This window comes from Amycolatopsis sp. NPDC104863 (assembly GCF_055582965.1).
The window spans coordinates 696,766-718,133 of sequence record NZ_JBVJOW010000003.1 but is presented as its reverse complement, the minus strand read 5'-3'; the positions used below and the strand labels follow the sequence as shown (position 1 = coordinate 718,133).

At 71.9% G+C, this 21,368-nt stretch carries 19 protein-coding genes; 5 read left to right on the top strand and 14 right to left on the bottom strand.

Translation table 11 applies throughout. The features are described from left to right. Positions 1–80: 80 nt before the first annotated feature. The 4 genes from ACZ63J_RS20025 to ACZ63J_RS20010 all read right to left on the bottom strand — a co-directional run bounded on the left by ACZ63J_RS20025 (position 81) and on the right by ACZ63J_RS20010 (position 7,270). Complete coding sequence (locus ACZ63J_RS20025; protein ID WP_465337660.1) at positions 81–1,709, bottom strand: ABC-F family ATP-binding cassette domain-containing protein; 1,629 nt, start codon at positions 1,707–1,709, stop codon at positions 81–83. 136 nt (positions 1,710–1,845) lie between these two features. Continuing rightward, complete coding sequence (locus ACZ63J_RS20020; protein ID WP_465405194.1) at positions 1,846–2,517, bottom strand: acVLRF1 family peptidyl-tRNA hydrolase; 672 nt, start codon at positions 2,515–2,517, stop codon at positions 1,846–1,848. 72 nt (positions 2,518–2,589) lie between these two features. Continuing rightward, positions 2,590–5,466: a S8 family serine peptidase gene (locus tag ACZ63J_RS20015; RefSeq protein ID WP_465405192.1), complete on the bottom strand. Its 2,877-nt coding sequence runs from the start codon at positions 5,464–5,466 to the stop codon at positions 2,590–2,592. Between the two features lie 232 nt (positions 5,467–5,698). Continuing rightward, a complete protein-coding gene (locus ACZ63J_RS20010; RefSeq protein ID WP_465405190.1) occupies positions 5,699–7,270 on the bottom strand; it encodes a deoxyguanosinetriphosphate triphosphohydrolase family protein in 1,572 nt (523 codons plus the stop codon). A gap of 59 nt (positions 7,271–7,329) precedes the next feature. Here ACZ63J_RS20010 and ACZ63J_RS20005 point away from each other — a divergent pair, with 59 nt between their 5' ends. Continuing rightward, positions 7,330–7,686 (top strand): PASTA domain-containing protein, encoded by a 357-nt coding sequence (locus tag ACZ63J_RS20005; protein WP_465405188.1) that lies wholly within the window; start codon positions 7,330–7,332, stop codon positions 7,684–7,686. Here the strand turns inward: ACZ63J_RS20005 and ACZ63J_RS20000 are convergent. Further along, on the bottom strand, positions 7,683–8,318 hold the full coding sequence (locus tag ACZ63J_RS20000) for an SRPBCC family protein (protein WP_465405187.1): 636 nt from the start codon (positions 8,316–8,318) through the stop codon (positions 7,683–7,685). The genes ACZ63J_RS20005 and ACZ63J_RS20000 overlap by 4 nt on opposite strands. Then, on the bottom strand, positions 8,315–8,662 hold the full coding sequence (locus ACZ63J_RS19995; RefSeq protein ID WP_465311226.1) for an ArsR/SmtB family transcription factor: 348 nt from the start codon (positions 8,660–8,662) through the stop codon (positions 8,315–8,317). Before ACZ63J_RS19995 ends, ACZ63J_RS20000 begins: the two co-directional genes overlap by 4 nt. A 157-nt stretch (positions 8,663–8,819) precedes the next feature. On the opposite strand from ACZ63J_RS19995, the gene ACZ63J_RS19990 reads away from it, so the two are divergent. After that, positions 8,820–10,484, top strand: coding sequence for an EAL domain-containing protein (locus ACZ63J_RS19990; protein WP_465405185.1), 1,665 nt, complete (start codon positions 8,820–8,822; stop codon positions 10,482–10,484). A gap of 35 nt (positions 10,485–10,519) precedes the next feature. On the opposite strand, the gene ACZ63J_RS19985 is transcribed toward ACZ63J_RS19990, so the two are convergent. Further along, on the bottom strand, positions 10,520–11,140 hold the full coding sequence (locus ACZ63J_RS19985; RefSeq protein ID WP_465405183.1) for a TetR/AcrR family transcriptional regulator: 621 nt from the start codon (positions 11,138–11,140) through the stop codon (positions 10,520–10,522). A 41-nt stretch (positions 11,141–11,181) separates the two neighbouring features. Here ACZ63J_RS19985 and ACZ63J_RS19980 point away from each other — a divergent pair, with 41 nt between their 5' ends. After that, positions 11,182–12,387, top strand: a complete 1,206-nt coding sequence (locus tag ACZ63J_RS19980) for a glycosyltransferase (RefSeq protein ID WP_465405182.1) — start codon at positions 11,182–11,184, stop codon at positions 12,385–12,387. On the opposite strand, the gene ACZ63J_RS19975 is transcribed toward ACZ63J_RS19980, so the two are convergent. Genes ACZ63J_RS19975 through ACZ63J_RS19960 form a run of 4 tightly spaced genes read right to left on the bottom strand, consistent with a single transcriptional unit; the run spans position 12,374 to position 15,976 of the window. Further along, positions 12,374–13,516 (bottom strand): sulfotransferase family protein, encoded by a 1,143-nt coding sequence (locus ACZ63J_RS19975; RefSeq protein WP_465405180.1) that lies wholly within the window; start codon positions 13,514–13,516, stop codon positions 12,374–12,376. The two genes, ACZ63J_RS19980 and ACZ63J_RS19975, sit on opposite strands and share 14 nt — an antisense overlap. Before the next feature lie 8 nt (positions 13,517–13,524). Further along, a complete protein-coding gene (locus ACZ63J_RS19970) occupies positions 13,525–14,313 on the bottom strand; it encodes an SDR family oxidoreductase (RefSeq protein ID WP_465311221.1) in 789 nt (262 codons plus the stop codon). Beyond that, a complete protein-coding gene (locus ACZ63J_RS19965; RefSeq protein WP_465405178.1) occupies positions 14,310–15,500 on the bottom strand; it encodes a hypothetical protein in 1,191 nt (396 codons plus the stop codon). Before ACZ63J_RS19965 ends, ACZ63J_RS19970 begins: the two co-directional genes overlap by 4 nt. After that, the gene (locus tag ACZ63J_RS19960; RefSeq protein WP_465337672.1) at positions 15,497–15,976 is read right to left on the bottom strand and encodes a nuclear transport factor 2 family protein; all 480 of its coding nucleotides are present in this window, start codon (positions 15,974–15,976) and stop codon (positions 15,497–15,499) included. The genes ACZ63J_RS19965 and ACZ63J_RS19960 overlap by 4 nt, the downstream gene beginning before the upstream one ends. Positions 15,977–16,015: 39 nt before the next feature. On the opposite strand from ACZ63J_RS19960, the gene cysD reads away from it, so the two are divergent. Both cysD and cysC read left to right on the top strand, forming a co-directional pair. After that, positions 16,016–16,948 carry a sulfate adenylyltransferase subunit CysD gene (cysD, locus tag ACZ63J_RS19955; protein ID WP_465405177.1) on the top strand — a complete coding sequence of 311 codons (933 nt, stop codon included), beginning with the start codon at positions 16,016–16,018 and terminating at the stop codon, positions 16,946–16,948. After that, positions 16,948–18,756 (top strand): adenylyl-sulfate kinase, encoded by a 1,809-nt coding sequence (gene cysC / locus ACZ63J_RS19950; protein ID WP_465405175.1) that lies wholly within the window; start codon positions 16,948–16,950, stop codon positions 18,754–18,756. Before cysD ends, cysC begins: the two co-directional genes overlap by 1 nt. Here cysC and ACZ63J_RS19945 read toward each other — a convergent pair. Genes ACZ63J_RS19945 through ACZ63J_RS19935 form a run of 3 tightly spaced genes read right to left on the bottom strand, consistent with a single transcriptional unit; the run spans position 18,753 to position 21,350 of the window. Next, on the bottom strand, positions 18,753–19,463 hold the full coding sequence (locus ACZ63J_RS19945; RefSeq protein WP_465337676.1) for a class I SAM-dependent methyltransferase: 711 nt from the start codon (positions 19,461–19,463) through the stop codon (positions 18,753–18,755). The two genes, cysC and ACZ63J_RS19945, sit on opposite strands and share 4 nt — an antisense overlap. A gap of 19 nt (positions 19,464–19,482) precedes the next feature. After that, a complete protein-coding gene (locus tag ACZ63J_RS19940) occupies positions 19,483–20,136 on the bottom strand; it encodes a response regulator (RefSeq protein ID WP_465405174.1) in 654 nt (217 codons plus the stop codon). Then, on the bottom strand, positions 20,133–21,350 hold the full coding sequence (locus ACZ63J_RS19935; RefSeq protein WP_465405172.1) for a sensor histidine kinase: 1,218 nt from the start codon (positions 21,348–21,350) through the stop codon (positions 20,133–20,135). The genes ACZ63J_RS19940 and ACZ63J_RS19935 overlap by 4 nt, the downstream gene beginning before the upstream one ends. Positions 21,351–21,368 lie beyond the last annotated feature (18 nt).

Sequence of the window (21,368 nt, the reverse complement as noted above, 5' to 3'; positions counted from 1 at the left end):
TAAAACGGCCGAAACTGCGATCACATTGGGCCATTCCAGTGCCCGGCGGCCGTGATCTTGCACCCGAATGGACGCACCGGTCACGCTAGCTGGACAAGTTCCAGATAGTCCGCCGACCAATGGTCCTCGGTGCCGTCGGGCAGCAGGATGACCCGCTCGGGCTCCAGCGCTTCGACCGCGCCGGGGTCGTGCGTCACCAGGACGACGGCGCCGGCGAAGCTCCGCAAAGCGTCCAGGACCTGCGCACGGCTGGCCGGGTCGAGGTTGTTCGTGGGCTCGTCCAGGAGCAACACGTTGGCAGCGCTGGAGACCAGGCCCGCCAGCGCGAGCCGGGTCTTCTCGCCACCGGAAAGCGTCCCGGCCGGCTGGTCGAGCTGCTCGCCGGTGAAGAGGAACGAGCCGAGCAGGTTCCGCAACTCCTGGGCGCCGGTGTCCGGCGAGAGGTGTCGGATGTTTTCCCACACCGACGCATCATGATCAAGAGTTTCGTGTTCCTGTGCGTAATAGCCCAAACGCATTCCGTGACCCGGCACGATCTCACCGGTATCCGGGGTTTCCATTCCCCCGAGGAGCCGGAGCAAAGTGGTCTTTCCCGCGCCGTTCAGGCCGAGTACGACGACCTTCGAACCGCGGTCGACCGCGAGATCGACGCCGGTGAAGATTTCCAGTGAGCCGTACGACTTGGACAGGCCCTCCGCGGTGAGCGGGGTCCGGCCGCAGGGGGCGGGGTCGGGGAACTTGATCCGGGCGACCTTGTCGGCCTGCCGGGTGTCCTCGAGCGCGGACAGCATCTGCTCCGCGCGGCGCGCCATGTTCTTGGCCGCCACGGCCTTCGTCGCCTTCGCGCCGAGCTTCGCGGCCTGCTGCTGCAGCGCCGACGCCTTCTTCTCGGCGTTCGCGCGTTCGCGGCGGCGGCGCTTCTCGTCGGTGGCGCGCGCGTCGAGGTAGCGCTGCCAGCCCATGTTGTACAGGTCGAGCTCGGCGCGGGTGGCGTCGAGGAACCAGACCTTGTTGACGACGTCGGCGAGCAGCTCGACGTCGTGGCTGATCACGACCAGGCCGCCGTCGTGCTGCTTGAGGAACCCGCGCAGCCAGTTGATGGAGTCGGCGTCGAGGTGGTTGGTCGGCTCGTCGAGCAGCAGGATCGTCTCGGACTTGCCGCCCGCGCCGGCCTCGGCCGCGGCGAACAGGATCCGCGCCAGCTCGACGCGGCGGCGCTGCCCGCCGGACAGCGTCTGCAGCGTCTGCGCCAGGATCCGGTCGGCCAGGCCGAGGTTCGAGCAGATCCGCGCGGCTTCGCTCTCCGCGGCGTACCCGCCGAGCGAGGCGAAGCGCTCTTCGAGCCGGGCGTAGCGGTTGATGGCCTTGTCGCGCGCGGCGTCATCGACCAGCTCGGCCATCGAGGCCTGCGCCTTTTCCATGTCGCGCATCAGCTTGTCGAGGCCGCGCGCGGAAAGCACGCGGTCCTTGGCGGTGACCGAAAGATCACCTTCGCGCGGGTCCTGCGGCAGGTAACCGAGCTCGCCGGTGCGGCGGACCTCGCCCGCGTGCGGCTCGCCTTCGCCGGCGAGAACCTTCAGCGAGGTGGTCTTGCCCGCGCCGTTGCGGCCGACGAGGCCGATGCGGTCGCCGGGCTGGATGCGGAGGGTGACGCCGTCGAGCAGGATGCGCGAACCCGCGCGCAGCTCAAGGCCGGTGGCCGTGATCAAGGGAACTCCCGTGGAAAGGGGGCGTACGGAGGACAGCTTCGGGCGGCCTTGCGGGCCGCGGCGTCACTCCAGCTGGATATCCACGGAGACGAGTGTACGGGCTGCGGTCGACCGGTTTTTCCGGACGTGTGCGGTCTCACCCGTCGCGCAGCGTGACCTGCACCGACAGTGCGCGCACGGCCGCTTCTTCGAGGACGGTCCGCCGCGGTTCGCCGATCTCCAGCACCCGCGGTTCGGCGCGGGCGAACAGCGGGGCCAGCCGGCGGTCCGCGCGCAGCTCGTCGAGCGCCCGCCGGTCACCGCCGAGCACCACGGCGTCCACTTCGGACAGCCGCGGCATCAGCACCTCGAAGACGTCCTGGGCGGCCGCCTGCAGCGCTTGCCGCGCCTGTCCCGCGCGACGCCGGGCGAAACGCTGCTGCGACCAGCCGCCCGCCGCGGACCGGCCCTGCACGAGGTGCCGGCCGGTGCGGGAGACCTCGATCCGGCCGTCCCACGCGACCCCGACGCTGTGCCCGCCGAGGCGCGCCAGCACGAGCGCGACCCGCCTCGGCACCAGCGCGTGGGCGACGAGCGCGTCGACGACCATACCGTCGAACGTCCCGGGCGGCGCTTCGAGCGGTCCGAAAGGGACGGTCGCGGTCGCCGTGGCGCCGTCGACGGCCACCACGTGCACCGCGCGCTCCGCGACCTCCGTCGTCACGACCCCTTCGTGCCGGGCGGAGAAGCGGTCGAACCAGCCGGCCAGGCGGTCGGGCGGCACCTCCACCGCACGGCCGCCGCCCGCGACCTGCCGGGGCTTCGCCATGGGAGAAACGGTACGGGGCCGCCGCGTCACCGCGACGGCCCCGTTCGGGTTGTTCAATTCACTGTCAGGCCATCACAGCGGGTGCACGGGGCCGTTGTTCGTCACTCCCCGCACGTTCGACGGCGCGCCGGCCGCCGGGGGCTGGACGAACCCGTTGATGTGCAGGGCCACCGAGCGGATCGAGCCGACGTCGCCGCCGGCCGCGTCCACCACGCCGAAGGTCCACGTGCCGTCCACGGCCGCGCCGGTGAGGCCACCGGTCAGCGCCTGCGTCGGCCGCCACGAGCCGGTGAACGGCGCGTTCGCCGAGGTCACCGTGCTGAACGCGGCCGCGGCGTTGTCGGCGAAGACAACCTGGCACAGGTTCTTGCCGGAGCCGCCGTTGCGCTGGAACACCGTCGCCTTGGCGCCCGAGGGCGCGGTCAGCGTGCCGACCAGGTCACCGACGTAGGAGTGGTTCAGGCCCACCGTCGTCGAGGTCGGGTCGGTGCTGCACGCGGTGCCGTCCACGGAGAACGTCACCTTGGACGCGCGGCCGACCCCGGTGACCGGGATGGTCACCGAAGCGCCGACCGGGCTGTTGTCCGGCACCGCCACCGGCGCGCCGGTGTAGGCGAAGTCCTGCGCGACCGGCGACGGGGTGCCGACCGGGAGCGAGAACGTCGACGTCGTCGGCGAGTGGGCGCCGGCGAAGGTGACCTTGGCGTTCAGCACCACCGGCACGCCGAGCTGCTGGCTCGCCGGGACGGTGATGGTGAAGTCGTTGACGCCGGTCTGTCCCGGGCTGATGGTGCCGTAGGACTTCGAGCGCGGCGCCACGGTCACGCCCGGGGTCGGGCTGGTGAGCACGACGCTGGTGGAGACGGCCGCGCCGTCACCGTCGTTGGTCACCGGCAGGGTCACCTTGGCGGTGTCACCAGGGTCGAGCGCGGAGCCGCCGTCGGCCGGGGTGACCGTCGGCTGCTTGGCCACCGCGAGCGGCTGCGGGCTGGCACCGGTGTAGGCGAGCACCTTGTCGGCGAGGATGACACCCGAGCCGGTCACGTTGTCGCGGCCGGGGGTTTCGATGTCGACGGCGGTGTTGATCAGCGCCTCGCGGACGTCCGCCGGCGGCAGGCCCGGGTTGCCCGAAAGCACGAGCGACGCGATCGCCGCCGCGTGCGGGGCCGCGGCCGAGGTGCCGAAGAACGGGTTGAAGCCGGTGACGCTGGTCTTCACGCCGTCCGCCGCGGTGATCTCCGGCTTGTTCCGGACCTCACCACCGGTCGAGGAGACGTTGCCCGGGGTGATCGGGGTGCCGTCGGCCTCGTAGAACACGCGCCGCGGGCCGTCGGAGCTGAACCGCTCGGCCTTCGACGTGCCGCTGAACGAACCCGGGAACGGGCCGGTCGGGTTGGCCGGGTCGCCCGGCTCGAGGGGCCGGCCGAACGCCGCGGCCGCCGGGGTGGCGGCCACGCTGAAGGCGTCGCGCGCGGCCGAGTGGCCGACCGTCACACCCGGGGTGTTGTAGGCCTTGAGGCCGTCGGCCGAGTCCTTGAACCGCCCGCGCAGCGCGGAAAGCGAGAGGTACCGGGCCTGCCCCGAGAACTTCACGACGGCCAGGCGCAGCCCGGTGCCGCCGAAGACCGGCGTCTGCAGGATCTCGTACGGGTCCTGGGTGCCGTCCTGGACGTTCTGGCTGAAGCTGACGACCGCGCCCGCCGAGTTGAGCAGGTAGAGGTCGTAGTCGTTCGACGAGTGCCCCAGCGGGTCCGACCAGTGCAGCGTCACGGGGACGCCGGCCGAAGACGCGTCCGAAACGGGCTCGTAGATCTGGTTGCCCGCGGAGCCCGCGAAGTTGTGCGCGGCGCCGGCGAACTTGCCGACCGACTTGCCGGAGTCGACGAAGTCGCCCTCCCAGTGCCCGGCGGTGCCGTCGAGGACGTTGCCCTCGTTGCCCGCCGAGGAGAAGTACAGCGCGCCGTTGGCGGTCACGTCGTTCACGGCCTGGGCGATGATCCAGTCCTGGAACGGGGATTCCTTGAAGTAGATGACGTCGTCGACGATGACGTCGCAGTGCGACTCGAAGCGCAGCTTGCGGATGTTGTCCGCGAAGCTGGCGTCGGAGTTGAACGCCGACGCGAAGCCGAGCGCGGCGTTGGGCGCGAGGTCGTGGATGATCTCCAGCATCGCGGTGCCTTCGTCGCCGCTGCCCTCCTGGCCGGCGATGACGTCGACGTTCGGCGGGAGCTCACCCTTGGCCTGCGAGGTGGCCAGGGAGTCGACGCCGTCGGACAGCGCGCACGCCTTGACGCCGACGCCGGTGACGCCGAACTGCTGGCGGGCGATGTCGGCGTTGTGGGCGCGGTCGCCCTCACTGGTCAGGGTCGCGGCGGCGGCCGCGCTGCGCTGCGACTTGCTCGCCACCGCCTTCTGCAGCTCACCGGCGATGCGGTCGGCCTTCTGCTGCTTGGTCTCGGTCTTGACCGGCGTCGTCGCCGGGGTGGCCAGCTCGCGCGCGGTCATGGCCTGGTCGGCCTGCTCGACGCGCTTGACGTCGCCGCGCGCGGCGATCGCGTCCACGGCGGAAAGCGGCACTTCGGCCCGGACGCTGCCGTACCGGTCGGACACCGCGCGGATGCCCGCCCCGGCCTTGGTGAGCCCGGCGATGAGGTCCGGCGAGACCTTGCTCGCGCGGATGTCGACCAGGACGGTCCCGGCCGGGGAGACTTTGGCCCCCGACTGCAGCGCGTTCAGCTGCTTGGTGACGCCCTTCTGGGCGGCGAGCAGGTTGCTGTCCACTTTGGACTCGGCGCCGGTGCGCCCGGCCTTGACCGCCTGCAGGGCGGCGATCTGCTGCTGTGCGACTTCGCTGAAGGTGTCCGGTGTGGACGCGGTGGCGGCGCCCGCGGCGGGCGGCGACACGAGGCCGAGGGCGGCGAGCAACGCCGCGGCCCCGGCAGTGAGCACGGTGGATCTCGATCTCGTGGAACGGGTACGACGCACGTGCGCCCTCCGATTATCTCCAGGCGCGTGCCCCGACTCACGCTGACCGATCGCCGGTGATCACCGGCGAGACCCAGTCAAGTACGGTGAGTTCTCCGTAAAAACCCGCCGTTCGAGTGACAAAGGACGGATAATTTCCCGAACCGGCCAGAGGTCGTAGGCCGTTCAGTCCAACCGTGAATTTCCCACCGGACAGCTACAGGACAAACGAGTCCGACCACGGCTGCGCGGCGCGCCCGGACAGCGCGTCCAAAAGGGTCACCGCCTGCTTGTCTGTCAGCGACGCCACGAAGTCCACCACGGCCCGCCCGCGCGCCAGCCCGCGCACCGCGTCCGCGCCCGTCACCGGCTCTCCGGTCGCGCCGACGAGCAGCTCCGGCGCCGAGCGCGCCAGCTCCGAGTACTCCGCGCGCGCCAGCTCGACCAGGTCGTGTAGCCGGCGCGGCAGCCGGGACACCTCGTCGCGGTCGAGCAGCCACGCGTCCAGCGCGTCGACCAGGCTCGCCACCACCCCCGCCTGGCCGCGCTGGTGCAGCGCGAGGTCCGGCCGCAGCAGCACGAACCGGCGGTGCACGAACTTCAGCACCTGGACCTCGTGCCACTGCGCGGGCCGCAGCGACACGTGCCCGCTGCGGGTCGAGGGCGAGGCGACCACGTACACGCCGTCGACCAGCCGCGCCGTCCAGTTCGCGGAGAACGCGGCCGTCGCCTGCTCGGCCTCGATCGAGCCGTCGAACTCGCCGGCGAGCAGGCCGTCCGCCAGCTCCGCGCGCACCCGCGCCACCGCGGCGGCGAACGCGTCGTCGTCGACGATCCAGGCGTCCTTCGCGTGCATGCGACGGCGGAGGCGTTCCAGCGACCGGCCGGGCCGGCGCAGGCCCGCGTGCAGCGTCTCGTCGTCCAGCGCGGCCAGCTCGTCCGCGTGCTCCAGCCACTGCCCCAGCTCCGCCGCGACCGGCGCGTGCTGCAGGACGCCGATGCGGTGGAAGTCCTGCAGGTCGTGGATGGCGTAGGCGATGTCGTCGGCAGTGTCCATCACGGACGCTTCGACCGTCTGCTGCCAGCCTTCGACGCGTCCGGCGAACGCCGCGCGGGCCTGTTCGAAATCGTCGAGCTCGGTGGCGTAGGCGGAGAACTTGGCCGCGCCGGTGCCCGGGTGGTCGTCCGGCTCGCCGGCCCCGCGCGGCGGCACCGCCATCCCGGACGGGTGCGGCGCGGGGTGGTGCAGCCGCAGCCACGGGTACTTGAGCACGGCCGCGCGCACGGCGGCGGTGAGGTCGAGCCCGATCGCCGACGGGCCGCGCACGTCGGTCGTGGTGATGATGCGGAACGACTGCGCGTTGCCCTCGAAGCCGTCGGCGAGGCCGAACCGGTGGCGGGCGATGCGGTCGAGCGTCTGCTCCCCCAGGTGCCCGAACGGCGGATGCCCGAGGTCGTGGGCGAGCGCGGCGGCCTCGGCGACGTCCGGGTCGCAGCCGCCCAGCTTGGCGGCGAGCTCGGCGTCGTCCCCGGCGGTGATCCGCTCGGCGACGGCGCGGGCGACCTGCGCGACCTTCAGGCTGTGGGTGAGCCGGTTGTGCAGCAGGCCGGCGCCGCCGGCGCTGACCACCTGCGTCACCCCGCCGAGGCGGGCGAAGAACGGCGACGCGGCGATCCGGTCGCGGTCGATCCGGAACGGGCTGGTCGCCAGGTCGGTGAACCCGCCGACGTTCGCCACGGGGTCGCGCCGGCCCGCCCGCGGGTCGGTGTGCTCGGTGCCCTGATCCATGCGCCGACCCTATCCGGCTTCACCCGATCGGCGGGCGGGTGCGTGGGTACCCCACCGGTATGTCCGGACGCATGGTCACGTTGCTCGCAGCCCTTGCCTTCGCCCTGGTCGCGTGCGGCGCGCCGCCCGGGGACGCCGGCACGCCGTCGACGTCACCCAAGGCGGACACCTCGGCCTCGGCGGCCGCGAAGCGGATCAAGGTCCCGGACGTCGCCGGCATGAACCACCAGGACGCCCAGAACACGATGCAGAAGGCCGGCCTCTACAACCTGCGTGAGGTCGACGGGACCGGCCAGGGCCGCGCCTTGGTCATCGACCGCAACTGGGTCCAGACGGGCCAGGACCCGGCCGCCGGCACCGAGGTCGCGCCCGACGCCGTGATCACCCTGACCGCGGTCAAGGCGAACGAGCGTTAGGCCTCCGGCGGGGTCGTGTACGCCTTCAGCGTGCGGTCGGCCGCCGCGCGGGCCTGCTCCGGGTCGGCACCCGCGGCGACGTCGGCCGCGTACCAGGCTTCGCCCGACGCCGTCATGAACCGGATGCCGTCGGGCGACATCATCCAGGCCATCGCCGCCTCCGGGTCGACCGCCGAGCCCGGGTTGGCCGTGTGCAGGGCCAGGCCGACCAGGGCTCCGTCCCAGCCGATGCCGACCGCGCCCGGGCCGAACTCGTCCCAGCGCTCGTCGACGTGCGCGACGTGCTCCAGCTCGAACCGCGTCCCGGACCCCTCGGGGGTCAGGCGGACCTCGATCCAGCTGACGTTGCCGCCGAACTCCCACGTCGCGGCGAAGCTCTTCGGCGGGTCGCAGCGTTCGACCGTGCCGCCCGCGTTGCCCTCGAACTGGTACTTCCCGCCGAGCTTCAGCTCACCGCTGACCGGCAGGAACCAGCGCGGGATGCGCTCGGGGTTGGTGCAGGCGTCCCACAGGTCGTCGACGTCGGTGTCGTAGACCTGGCCGATGGTCAGGACCCGGGCCTCCTTGCCTTCGAGCACCCGGTCGCCGAGCGTCCGGCGCACGGCGCTGATCTGGTGGCTGACGTCGATCACGAACCTTCTCCTTCGGTGAGGCGCCGCGCGCGCTTGCCGCGGGCGATTTCGGTGGCCAGCGCGTCCAGTGGCGGGGTCCAGTACCGGCGGAACCGGTCCAGCCAGCCGTCGATGTCCCGCAGCGGCTCGTGCCCGACCGCGTACAGCCGCCGGGTGCCCTCCTGGCGGACGAGCGCGAAGCCGTTCTCGCGCAGGACCTTGAGGTGCTGGGACACCGCGGGCTGCGAGATGCCGAACTCGGCCCGGATCACCCCGGTCACCTCGCCGGCCGCCCGCTCGCCGTCGGCCAGCAGCTCGAGGATCCGGCGGCGGACCGGGTCACCGAGGACGTCGAACGCGTGCACCCCGCCAAGCTACAAGTTCATGCTTATATAAGTCAAGGCTGAATAAGTGGCAGGTGTCACAGCGTGTTACTCCGATTCAGGTAACCCGGGTTCCTGCGCGGTGAACATCAGTCGACATCGGTTTCGTTTCGCCGCGAGACCCGCGACGATCGAAGCCGTGAAGTCGCCACGCGCGGTCCGCTTCGCCTTCCAGCCGCTGTACAGCCTCCACACGGGGGGCGTCGTGGCTCACGAAGCGCTGGCCAGGCCGGGCCACGGAACCGTCCCCGAACTGCTCACCCAGGCGCGCCGCGAAGGCCGCCTCGCCGAGGTCGACCTCGGCCTCGCGATCGCCGCCGTCCGGCAGGACGAGACGGCCCTCCCCCTGCACCTGAACCTCTCCGCCCGCACGCTCGCCGCGCCGCCGGCGATGTTCGACGACCTCCTGGCCGAGCTCGGCGACGCCGGGCGCCGCACCCGCGACGTCGTGCTGGAGATCGGGCCGCCGTTCGCGCCGGTGCCCACCGAGCGCGCGCTCGCCGGCATGCGGGCGCTCACCGAGCTCGGCTTCCGGCTCGCGCTCGACGGCCTCGGCCGCGGCGACCTGCCGCTGAACCTGCTCGTCGAGGCGCCGATCGACCTGGTGAAGCTCGACCGCAGCGCGTTGCGCGGACTGCCGGACGAGCAGGCCGCGGTCGCCGTCGTCGAAGCGCTCCTGCACTACACGAACCGCACCGGCACCCGGCTGGTGGCGACCGGCGTGGAGACCGATTTCCAGCTGGACGCCGTGCGCGGGCTGGGCATCCGGATCGCGCAGGGCAACCTGCTCGCCCCGCCGACCGCCGAGGGCCCGGCCCCGGCGCTGCTCACGCGGCCCCGCGTCGCGCCCGCCCCGGCCGCACTGGCGCCGTGCGTCGGCGACTTCCTCCGCCCGGCGACCACGCTGCCGGAAACCGCGACGTGCGACCAGGTGCGCGAAGTGCTCGCGGCGGCCGACGCGCCTTCGGGCGTGATCGGGGTCGACGAGCTGAACCGGCCGCGCTGGTCGATCGACCGGACGCGGTTCCTGGTCGCGGTCACCGGCCCGTACGGGCATGCGCTGCACGCGAAGCGCGCGGCGGCCCGGCTCGCCGACACCCCGCACACGATCGAAGCCCGCGCCGGCGCGATGGAGTTCCTCGAGCTGGTGACCGACGCCGACTGGGGCCGCACGGGCGACGACGTCGTCGTGGTCGACGACGTCGGCCGCTGCCTCGGCGTGGTGCTGGTGACCGAGGTGGTCCGCGGTGTGGCCGAGGCGAAGGTCGAAGCCGCGGCGGCGCTGAACCCGTTGACCCGGCTGCCGGGCAGCGACACGGTGGCCCGCGACGTCGCCCGCCGCATCACGATCGGCGAGCCGTTCGTCGCGGCGTGGCTGGACATCGACTCGTTCAAGACGGTCAACGACACGGCGGGCTTCGCCGCGGGCGACGACCTGATCCGCGAGCTGGGCGCGGCCCTGACGGCGTTGTCCGGCGGCCTGCGCCGCATGCGGGTGAGCCACGTGGGCGGCGACGACTTCCTGGTGGTCTGCGACGTCGACGAGATCGCGACGGTGGCGGGCGCGCTGCTGGACCGCCGCTGGTCGGCGGACGGCCTTCCGGTGACGGTCTCCCTGGCGACGCTGGTCTGCGCGAGCGGCGCGGTCCCGTCGTACCAGGAGGTTTCGCGGTTGCTGGCGCCGTTGAAGAAGCGGGCGAAGGCGGTGCCGGGGTCGAGCTGGGTGCTGAGCCGTCCGGGCTCGGACCGCGTGGAAGTGCTGCGCGGTATCGGAACGCGGGGTTTGCAGGCCGCGGCCGGTTAGCGGGTTGCCGTACGAGCCGGCCGCACGTCGCGACCTCATCGCCAGTCGAGCGTGAGCTGAGCCTGGATCGCCGCGGCCGTCCAGGCCACGTACTCCTCGTGCCCCCAGCCGCAAACGCCGGTCAAGTGGTCGTAAGCCTCGTGCGAGGTGAGCAACCCGATCGCGTCGGCCAACCGGCCGCGATCCCCCTCCGGCGCCAACCCCGCCTCCTCCAGCCGAGCCACGATCTCCGTGCGGCGGGCCACCGCCAGCTCCGCGCGCACCGCCGCCACCGCCGGGTCGGCCGCCGCCGCGGTGGTGAACGCCCGCCAGATCGGCAACGACCGGCGCACCCCCGCAGCCACCCGGCCGACCACCTCCGGCAGATCCGGCAGCTCCGCAGGCCCCACGAGCGCGTCCAGGTTCACCGCGTCCGGGTTGCCCGCGAAGCCGTCCCGGAACGCGGCGAGCAGCAGATCCGCCTTGCGCCCGGCCTGCGTCACCGTCTCCAGGCTGACCTCGGCCGCCGCGGCGATCTGCCGCATGCTCGTGCCCGCGTACCCGCGCTCGGCGAACAGCCGGCCCGCCGTCGCCACCACGTGCGCCCGGGTGCGGCGGGCCCGGGCCTCGCGCACCGGCGATTCGTAACGTCGCCGTTCGCCTTCGGGTATCGTCATCAATTGGATAGTACAACGTATCGGTCAATCAAGGGGGAGCCATGGCTTCGGTGCTCGTGTGCGTCCAGCCCGCTCGCGGGCACGTCGGGCCGACCAAGCCGATCGTCGAAGCGCTCCGGGCCGCCGGGCACGACGTCACCGTCGTCACCGGAGCGCGCTACCGAGCGACCTTCGAGGCCTTGGGCGCCGAAGTGCGTTTGCTGCCCCCGGAAGCCGACTTCGACGAGACCGACCTCGACGGCTCCATCCCCGGCCGCGCCGGCTTGAAGGGCCTCGAGCTCGCCCGGTTCGAGCTGACGAACTTCGTCCGCGTGCTGCCCGCCCAGCTGAGCGTCCTGGACCTCGACGTCGACGTCGTGCTGTGCGACCCGCTCTTCATGGCCGGCCTGGCGTTGGTGCGCCGCGAACCCCGGCCACGGCTGCTGACCCTGGGTTTCCTGCCGTTCATGCCCCCGGTGCCGAGCGGCCCGCCGCCGAAGGGGCCGGCCGACCGCCTTCGCGGCGCGATCCTCAGGACACTCGCGCCGTGGGTGCTCGGCCCGGCCCAGCGGCAAGCCCGCGAGCTGCTCGGCGAAGACCCCGGCATGCTCTTCACGGACTGGCCGCTGCACAGCGACGGCGTGCTGCAGATGACCTGCCCGGGCTTCGAGTACCCCCGCCCCGAAGCGCCGCTGCACTTCATCGGCCCGACGACGGTCAGCGGCACGGGCGAGCACCCGCTGCCGCCGTGGTGGGCCGACCTGGACGGCTCCCGCCCGGTCGTGCACGTGACCCAGGGGACGGTGGCGAACGACGACCTGGGCCGGCTCGTCGAACCGGCGATCGACGCGCTCGCCGGCGAAGACGTGCTGGTCGTCGCGACGACGTGCGGCGGGCGGCTGCGGCCCGGCCCGCTGCCCGCGAACGTCCGCGTGGCCGACTTCCTGCCGTACGACGAGCTGCTCCCCCGCTGCGCCGTGATGCTCGGCAACGGCGGGTACGGCGGCGTCAACCACGCCCTCCGCTACGGCGTCCCGCTGGTCGTGGTCGGTGCCAGCGAAGACAAGCGCGAGGTCGCCGCCCGCGTCACCTGGTCCGGCGCCGGGATCGGCCGCGCCCGCGCCTCGGCGTCACCGCGGGCGATCCGGCGGGACGTCCACGCCGTCCTGACCGAGCCGCGCTTCCGGAACCGGGCGCGGGAGCTGGCCGCCGAAATGGCCGCCGGACCGTCGATGGACGACGTCGTCAAGCTGGTCACGGAGTGCTGAAGCGCTCGTCGACCTCCTCGGCCGTCAACCCGAAGTCCGCCAGGCTGTACTTGTGCACCGGCTTCGCGGAACCCGTCCGGCTCTCCTCGTGCACGGCCGTCATGGCCGCCCGCGCCTCCGGGGTCAGCGTCAGTCCGAAGTGGTCGTACACAGTGGACACCGTGCCGACCGGGTCGGCGACGAAGTCCTCGTACGCGACATCGCAGAACTGCGCCGGGTTGTACCGGGCCCGCGCCGAGCGGAACTCCTCGGCGCCGCGCGCCCACAGCTCCAGCTGGCCACGGCCGATCACCTCACCGCGGAACTTCGTCGACCAGCCGTCCGCGGCCTTCTCGGCCAGGCTGCACATCGAGCCCATGATGGTGCGCGGCGCGCGGTGGGTCTGGATCACCAGCGCGTCCGGGTAGTTCGCCATCAGGGCGTCCAGCGCGAACAGGTGGCTCGGGTTCTTCAGCACCCAGCGCTTGCCCGCGTCCGGCAGCCCGATCAGCTGCAGGTTGCGCCGGTGCCGCGCGTAGGCGTCCGTCCAGTCCTGTTTGGCCAGCCAGCGCGAGTACCGCGGCAGGTGCGCGAGGCATTCGAACGACAGCGACCGCATCGACTGCCGCAGCAGCTGCCAGCACTCCTCCACCTGGTCGGCGGACATGTGGTGCACGCCCATGAACTCCGGGTGCTCGACGTGGTGGCGTTCGTAGCCGGCCTGGATCCCTTGGAACACCGGGTTTTCCGCCCACGTCGAGCGCGGCGGCCGCGGCTGCGGCACCTCGGCGAGCCACACCTCGAGGCCCTGGTGCGCGGGGTCCTCGACGAGCAGCCGGTGCAGCGCCGTCGTGCCGGTGCGCGGCAGGCCGGTGACGAAGATCGGCCGCTCCACCGGGACGTCCACGGAGGCCGGGTGCTGCTTCCAGCCGGCCTCGCTGAGCAGCCGGGCGACGAGCGCGCCGCGCAGCATCGCCCGGTGCACCTTGTTGCCGAACGGCGTCAGCTCTTCGTCGGCCTCGTACGACTCCAGCAGCACCCGCAGGCCTTCGGTGTACTCGTCGCCGCCGAAGTCGTCGAGCCCGGTGAGCTTCGACGCCGAGGCGTGCAGGTCCTCGAACGTGCCCAGGTCGTCCCGTCCGGGGAGCATGGCGCCTCCTAGTGGTGATACTCGCCGCCGTTGACGTCGAGGCACTGCCCGGTGATCGCGCGCGCCATCGGCGAGGCGAGGAACACCACGGCGTCGGCGATCTCGTCGGGTTCCGGCAGCTTCCGCAGGTCTATTGTGGACGCAGTCTCGGCGTACACCTCTTCCGGCGTGATGCCGCGTTCCTTGGCCAGGTAGTTGAAGTACCACTTGAGGTTCGGCGCCCAGATGTAGCCGGGTGCGACGGTGTTGACCCGGATCCCGTCCGGCCCGAGCTCGCTCGCGAGGCTTTGGGACAGCGAAAGCAGGGCCGACTTAGCCATCTTGTACGCGCCGAACGTCCGCCGCGAATGCCGCAGCACCGCGGAGTTGATCATCACCAGCGAGCCCTTGCTCTCCTTGAGCGCGGGCAGGAACAGCCGGGTCAGCCGGAGCACGGAGATCCCGGCGGTCTCGAACCCCTTGCGGACGGCGTCGAGGTCCACAGTGGCCAGATCGGTGAGCGGCGGCACGGCGAAAGCGTTGTGCACCACCGCGTCCACCCGGCCGAACGCCTCGACGGCCTCGCTCACGAGGTTCGCGGCCGAGTCCTCGTCGTCGATGTCGGTGCGGACCGCGACGGCTCGCCGTCCGAGATCGGTGACCTCCTTGGCGACTTCGGTGAGCCGCGACTCGGTGCGCGCGGCGACCACGACGTCCGCGCCCGCCATGGCGCTGCGCACCGCGATCGACCGGCCGAGCCCGGGGCCGATGCCCGAGACCACGACCACCTTGCCCTGCAACAGGTTCTCCACGCTCACCCCAGCATCCGGGCGGCGACGGCGTCCTGCCGCGCCGCGATCCGCGCCGACCACTCGGCCGGCGTCACCCGCGCTTCTTCGTGGAACGGCAGCCGGTCGGGCAGCTCGTCCACCTTGACCACCTCGACGACCGGGCCGTCCTCCGGGCCGAGGTCCCGCGCGAGCCGCTGCCAGCGGATCTGGACGTACCCGCGGTCGTGCCCGGTGCGCTCCAGCCAGTTCGCGACACCCGGGTCGCGCTCGCTGATGACGAACCGGATCTTGCCGTCCGGGTCGACCCGCGCCTGGTCGGCGGTGAGGCTCGTCTGGTGGTTGATGTAGTCGAGCGAGACGTACCAGAGGCTGCCGAGCTGGATGCCCTGGTAGGGCGCGTCCGCGCAGCGCGGCACGGTGACGACCATGGCCTCTTCGTCGCCCAGCTCGTAGTGCCCGGCCGAGGAGAACTGCGTGGTCAGCCCGCCCGGCGTCGAGCGCGGCTCGGTCATCGTGTTCACCGGCAGGTTGTCGTAGAACCACTTCGGGAAGGCCAGGAACGTCTTCAGGCGGCTCAACAGCATCTTGCCGGTGACGCCGTAGCGCTTGGCCAGCGCCGAGCGGTCCGGCACCGGCGGCGCCTGCCCGGCGGTGTCGACGCACTGGATCCGGATTTCACCGCGCTTCTCGGTCGCCCAGTCGCTGTGGACCTCGCGGACCACGAGCATCGACGAGCCCTTGCCCAGGACGAAGTAGTTCGGGCCCGGGTCTTCGCGAGCCGAGCCGAAGCGCAGCTCGAACCGGCCGTCTTCGCCGATTTCGATCGCGCGGTCGTCGAACGCGGCGAGGCTGTCGGGCACCACGACCGGCGAGTAGTCGCCGTTGAGGACCTGGAAGCTCAGGTCGGCGGTGGTCCCGCGGACGCCGGTGACCAGGTACTCGCGGTCGTCACGGATGTTCGCGTTGAAGTACAGCGTGTCCGGGTTGTCCAGGCCCATCTTCGTGTAGGGCCCGGTGGACGCGGTGAAGTACGGGAAGTCGCGCTGGTAGGCCCAGGCCATCTGCAGTGACGCGCGGATGCTCCCGGCGAGGTAGTCGTACCCCTCCAGGAGCCCCTGCTCGGTCTGCGCCGGCGGGGCCTCGGCGATCAGCTTCTCGGCCTCCGCGATGGCGTCGGCGAACGCCCGGGTCAACGAGAACTCGTTCTCGATCATGCCGGCACGGCCCAGCGGTTCGCGAGCAGCCGGAAGCCCGGGTTGCCCGCCCACGAGAGCATCGACTCGTAGGTGCGGACGTACCCGATGTGCGTCGTCCGCCAGACCCCGTCGGCCTCGCGGCGGTAGGTGTCCTCGTAGAACGCGGCACCCTCGATGATCACCTTGTGCTCGGGCACGATGACCTTGTCGGTGAACGCCCAGCGCCCGGTCGCGGTGTCGCCGTCCACCTCGATCTCGGGCTGACCTGCGTGGTGGACGGTGATGATGCCGTTGCCGAGGCTCTCGGTGAGGAACGCGACGATGGCGTCGCGCCCGTCGAAGTGCTTCCCGTCCTCACCGGTCGCGCGGGTCCCGTAGTCGGCCGTGGCGTCGGCGGTGAAGGTGTCGGCCACCTCGTCCCACTGCTTCAGGTCGACCGCGCGGAGGTAGCGGTACTTCAGCCGGCGGATCTCTTCGAGTACGACCAGGTCCATCGTCCCAGGGTCCCGCACCGCTTGACCAATGACAAGAACATGTTCTACTTTTTTCCGGTGTCCGTGACCTCGTACGAGCTCTCGCACCTGGCCGCGCTCGAAGCGGAGGCCGTGCACGTCTTCCGCGAGGTCGCGGCGACCTTCGAGCGCCCCGTCCTGCTCTTCTCCGGCGGCAAGGACTCGGTGGTGATGCTGCACGCCGCCGCGAAGGCGTTCTGGCCGGCGCCGCTCCCCTTCCCGGTGCTGCACGTCGACACCGGCCACAACTTCGACGAAGTGCTCCGCTTCCGCGACGAGACGGTCGCCGCGTTGAACCTCCGGCTGGTCGTCGCGAGCGTGCAGGACGACATCGACGCCGGCCGCGTCGTCGAGGAGACCGGGCCGCGCGCCAGCCGGAACCGGCTGCAGACGACCACACTCCTGCGGGCGATCCGCGAGGGCGGGTTCGACGCCGTGTTCGGCGGCTCGCGCCGCGACGAGGAGAAGGCCCGCGCGAAGGAGCGCGTCTTCAGCTTCCGCGACGAGCACGGCCAATGGGACCCGCGGGCGCAACGCCCGGAGCTGTGGAACCTCTACAACGGGCGGCACCGGCGTGGTGAGCACATCCGCGTCTTCCCGCTGTCGAACTGGACCGAGCTGGACATCTGGCAGTACATCCGCGACGAGCGCATCGCGCTGCCACCGCTGTACTACGCGCACCGCCGTCCGGTGGTCCAGCGCGACGGCATGCTGCTCGCGGCGACCCGGTTCCTGTCCCTTGTGGACGGCGAGACGCCGTACGAGGCGACCGTGCGGTTCCGGACCGTCGGTGACGCGACGTGCACCGGCTGCGTCGAGTCGTCGGCGGCGACACCGTCCGAAGTGGTCACCGAGGTGGCCGCGACGCGCGTCACCGAGCGGGGCGCGACCCGGGCCGACGACCGGATTTCCGAGGCAGGCATGGAAGACCGCAAGCGGGAAGGCTACTTCTGATGCAGCTGCTGCGGATCGCCACGGCGGGCAGCGTCGACGACGGCAAGTCCACTTTGATCGGCCGTCTGCTGTTCGACTCGAAGGCGATCTTCACCGACCAGCTCGCCGCCGTCGAACGGGCCAGCCGCGAGCGCGGTGAGGACTACCCGGACCTCGCGCTGCTCACCGACGGCCTGCGCGCCGAGCGCGAGCAGGGCATCACCATCGACGTCGCGCACCGCTACTTCGCCACGCCCAAGCGGAAGTTCATCATCGCCGACACCCCGGGCCACCTGCAGTACACGCGGAACATGGTGACCGGAGCGTCCACTGCGGACCTCGCGCTGATCCTCGTCGACGCACGCAAAGGGGTGCTCGAGCAGTCGCGGCGGCACGCGTTCCTCGCGTCACTGCTCGGGATCGGGCACCTCGTGGTGTGTGTCAACAAGATGGACCTCGTCGACTGGTCGTCTGCGCGCTTCGAGGAGATCCGCGACGAGTTCCGGCGGTTCGCGATGAAGCTCGACGTCGCCGACCTGACGTTCGTGCCGGTTTCGGCGCTGCACGGCGACAACGTCGTCCACCGCAGCGCGAGTATGCCTTGGTACGAAGGGACTTCGCTGCTGCACCAGCTGGAAGAGGTGCACGTCGCGTCCGACCGCAACCTGATCGACGCCCGGTTCCCGGTGCAGTACGTGATCCGCCGGTCGGACTTCCGCGGCTACGCGGGCACGATCGCCGGCGGGGTGTTCAAGCCGGGTGACGAGGTGGTGGCGCTGCCGTCGGGGTTCACCTCGACGGTCCGGGCGGTGTGGGGCCCGGGCGGCACGCCGCTTTCGGAGGCCTTCACCGGCCAGGCGGTGGCGGTGGAGCTGGCCGACGACCTCGATCTCGGCCGCGGCGCGATGCTGTGCCGCCCGGGCAACCGCGCGGAGCAGGCCCGCGACGTCGACGCGCTGGTGTGCTGGTTCTCGCCGCGGTCTTCCCTGACACCGGGTGCGTCCTACATCGTCCGCCACACGACGACCGAGACTCGCGGTTCGGTGGAGCGGCTGGAGTACCGCCTGGACGTGACGACGTTGCACCGCTCCCCGGCGGATGCGCTGTCGCTGAACGACATCGGCCGGATCCGCCTGCGCACGCGGGCGCCGCTGCTGTTCGACCCGTACCGCCGCAACCGCGCGACGGGCGGGTTCCTGCTGGTGGACGAGCACACGGGCGACACGGTCGCGGCGGGCATGATCACCGGCGCCCCGGCGTCCCCGGTCGTCTGGCACACGGCGGCGGTCCGCCGCGAGGACCGACCCACCCGCGGCGCGACGGTTTGGCTCACCGGCCTGTCGGCGTCGGGCAAGTCGTCGGTGGCGGTGGAGCTGGAACGCCGTCTGGTGGCGGCGGGCCGCCCGGCATACCTGCTGGACGGCGACAACCTGCGCCACGGGCTGAACGCGGGCCTGGGGTTCAGCCCTGCGGATCGCGCCGAGAACGTGCGCCGGGTGGCCGAGGTGGCGCGCCTGTTCGCGGACGCTGGGGTGGTCGCGATCGCGTCCCTGATCAGCCCGTATGCGTCGGATCGCGCTTCGGCTCGCGAGATATCCGGAGATCTGCCGTTTGTGGAGGTGTTCGTCGACACGCCGCTGGAGGTGTGCGAAGCGCGCGACCCGAAGGGGATGTACGCGAAGGCGCGCGCCGGGCAGATCCAGGGGTTCACGGGCATCGACGCCCCGTACGAGCGGCCATCGTCGCCGGACCTGGTGCTGAGGCCGACGGACGGCGACCCGGCCACGATGGCGGCGGCGATCCAGGTCCTCCTCGACGACCTCGGCTAGGTGGCCTCGACGACGAAGAAGAGGAAGCTCGGGAAGGTGTCGAGGATCTGGAAGTCGTCGGGGAACAGCTCCCGGGCCTCCGCGACGGGATGCGGCTCGCTGAGGGCACAGATCCGGAACCCGGCGGCGGTGAAAGCGTCGGTCATCGCGTGCAGCGGGCGGTTCCAGAAGGTCATGCGCGCGGTTTCGCCGTGCATCTCGAACTCGTCGGTCCAGGTGTAGTGCTCGAAGTAGTCGGGGCGGGGCCCGGCCTGGCGATGCGTGAGGTTGACCATGAGCGGGTGGTTGACCGACGCGATCAGTCGGCCGCCGGTCTTCAGCACGCGCCGCACTTCCGCGAGCGTCGGCTGCCAGTCACGCAGGTAGTGCAGCACCAGGGACGCCATGACGTCGTCGAAGACGCCGTCCTCGAACGGCAGCGGTTCGGCCAGGTCGGCGACCCGCAGTTCGGCGTCGGGGCCGAGCCGTCGCCGGGCGTGCTCCAGCATCCCGGCGCTCTGGTCGATCCCGCTCACGACCGCACCCCGCTCCCGCAGGGCGGCGAACAGCGGACCCGAGCCACAGCCGGCGTCGAGGATCCGCCGTCCGGCGACGTCCCCGGCGAGCTCCAGGGCCGCGGGCCGTTCGTAGTAGGCGTTCATGAGGCTGGACTCGTTCTCGGCCGTGTACGCCTCGGCGAAGTTGTCGTATTCGGCGACGGAAGTCATGCGCCCCATAGTGCCCGAACTAACCGCCGGGGGCCACGAAGCCCGAGTTGTACGCCCGGATCACCGCCTGGGTCCGATCCCGCGCCCCCAGTTTCGCCAGGACGTTGCCCACGTGGGTCTTCACCGTCTGGACGCCCAGGTACAGCTCGCCCGCTATCTCCACATTGGACAGTCCGGCCGCCATCAGCCGCAGCACCTCGCTTTCGCGGCCGGTCAGCCCGGCGCCCGCCAGGCCGTCTCCGGGCACGGCCGGGGCATTCTGGGCCGCCAGGCGGCGGATCGCCGCCGGGAAGAGCAGGGACTCGCCCGTCACGACCGTCCGGATCGCCGCGACGATCTCCTCCGGCCGCGCCCGCTTGAGCAGGAACCCGCTGGCGCCGGCGACCAGGGCGTCGTACACGTAGTCGTCGTTCTCGAAGGTGGTCACCACGATCACCTTCGGCGGCCTGTCCACAGTGGACATCAGGTGCGTGGTGGCCCGGATCCCGTCCACCGCGGGCATCCGGACGTCCATCAGCACGACGTCCGGGCGCAGCCGGGCCACCAGGCCGGGCACCTCGGCGCCGTCGGCGGCCTCGCCCACCACGCTCAGGCCCGGCTCGCTGGTGATGATCGCCTGGAGCCCGGCGCGGATCAGCGGCTCGTCGTCGACCAAGAGCACGCGCACGGTCATTTCCACGGCACCCGCACCACGACCTCCCACCGCTCGTCCACCCGCCCGGCCGACAGCTCGCCGCCGAGCACCGCGGCCCGCTCGGTCATGCCGCGCAGGCCACGGCCGCCGCCGGCGCGGCCCGTGCCGGCGCCCAGCGGGTTCGCCACCCGCGCGACCAGCCCGTGCGCCGCGACGTCGACGACCACCGTCACCGGGACCCTACCGGCGTGCCGGACCGCGTTGGTCAGGCATTCCTGCAGGATCCGGTACACCTCGCGCGACACGACCGGCGGCACGGCGCCCGGCTCGCCGCGGACGTCGGCGGTGACCTCGGTCCCGGCCAGGCGGGTCGTCGCGAGCAGCGTCTCCAGCTCGGTCAACGCCGGCTGCGGCGTCCGGCTCGCGGCCTCCTCGCGCAGCAGCCCGAGCACGTGGTCGAGGTCGTCGAGCGCCGTGCGGGCCGACTCCTCGATGGCGCCCAGCGCGCGCTCGGTGAAGTCCGGGTCGGTGCGCAACGTCCGCCGGGCCGCGCCGGCCTGCACGGTGACGACGCTCAGCGCGTGCCCCACGGAATCGTGCAGCTCCCGAGCCAGCCGGTTGCGCTCGGCGAGCTGTTCGGTCCGCCGCTCCAGCCGGGCGATCCGGTCGGCGGCGGTCATCCCGAGCAGCCCGGCCGCGGCCCGGCGCAGCAGCCCGCCGACCACCCAGACGGCGTAGATCAGCAGCACCACGGCGAAGGCGAAGACGACTGGGAGCCAGGCCGACGCCCAGCCGGTCGGCACGGTGACCTCGCCGCCTTCGGTGGTCTGGAAGAAGTGCCCGGTGAACACGGCGCTGACGGAAAGGCCGATCATGACCGGCGCGACGAGGCTGAAGAAGCTGACGACAAACCCGGCGACGACATGCAGGACGAACATCGTCGCGGCGTGCAGCCGGCCTTGCCGGGTGTGCGGCTTCGCGGGCGCGTCGGGAACGGGGTCGTCGAGCAGCTCGCGGATGGCGGTGGACTCGAGCACGTGCACGGCGGGCAGAAAGGCGGTCCCGGCCAGCACGAGCAGCGTGATCAGCCCCCCGACCACGGCGGCGCGTTCCATGGTGGTGACGAACGGCAGTAAAGACGGCACGGCGACCGCGGCGAGCAGCAGGTAGGGCACGCTGATGGCACCGCCGAGGACGAGGTAGACCCAGCGGCGGTAGGTCGCCTTGCTCGTCAGGGGGCGGAGTACACGCACGGGTCGATCTTCGCAGGT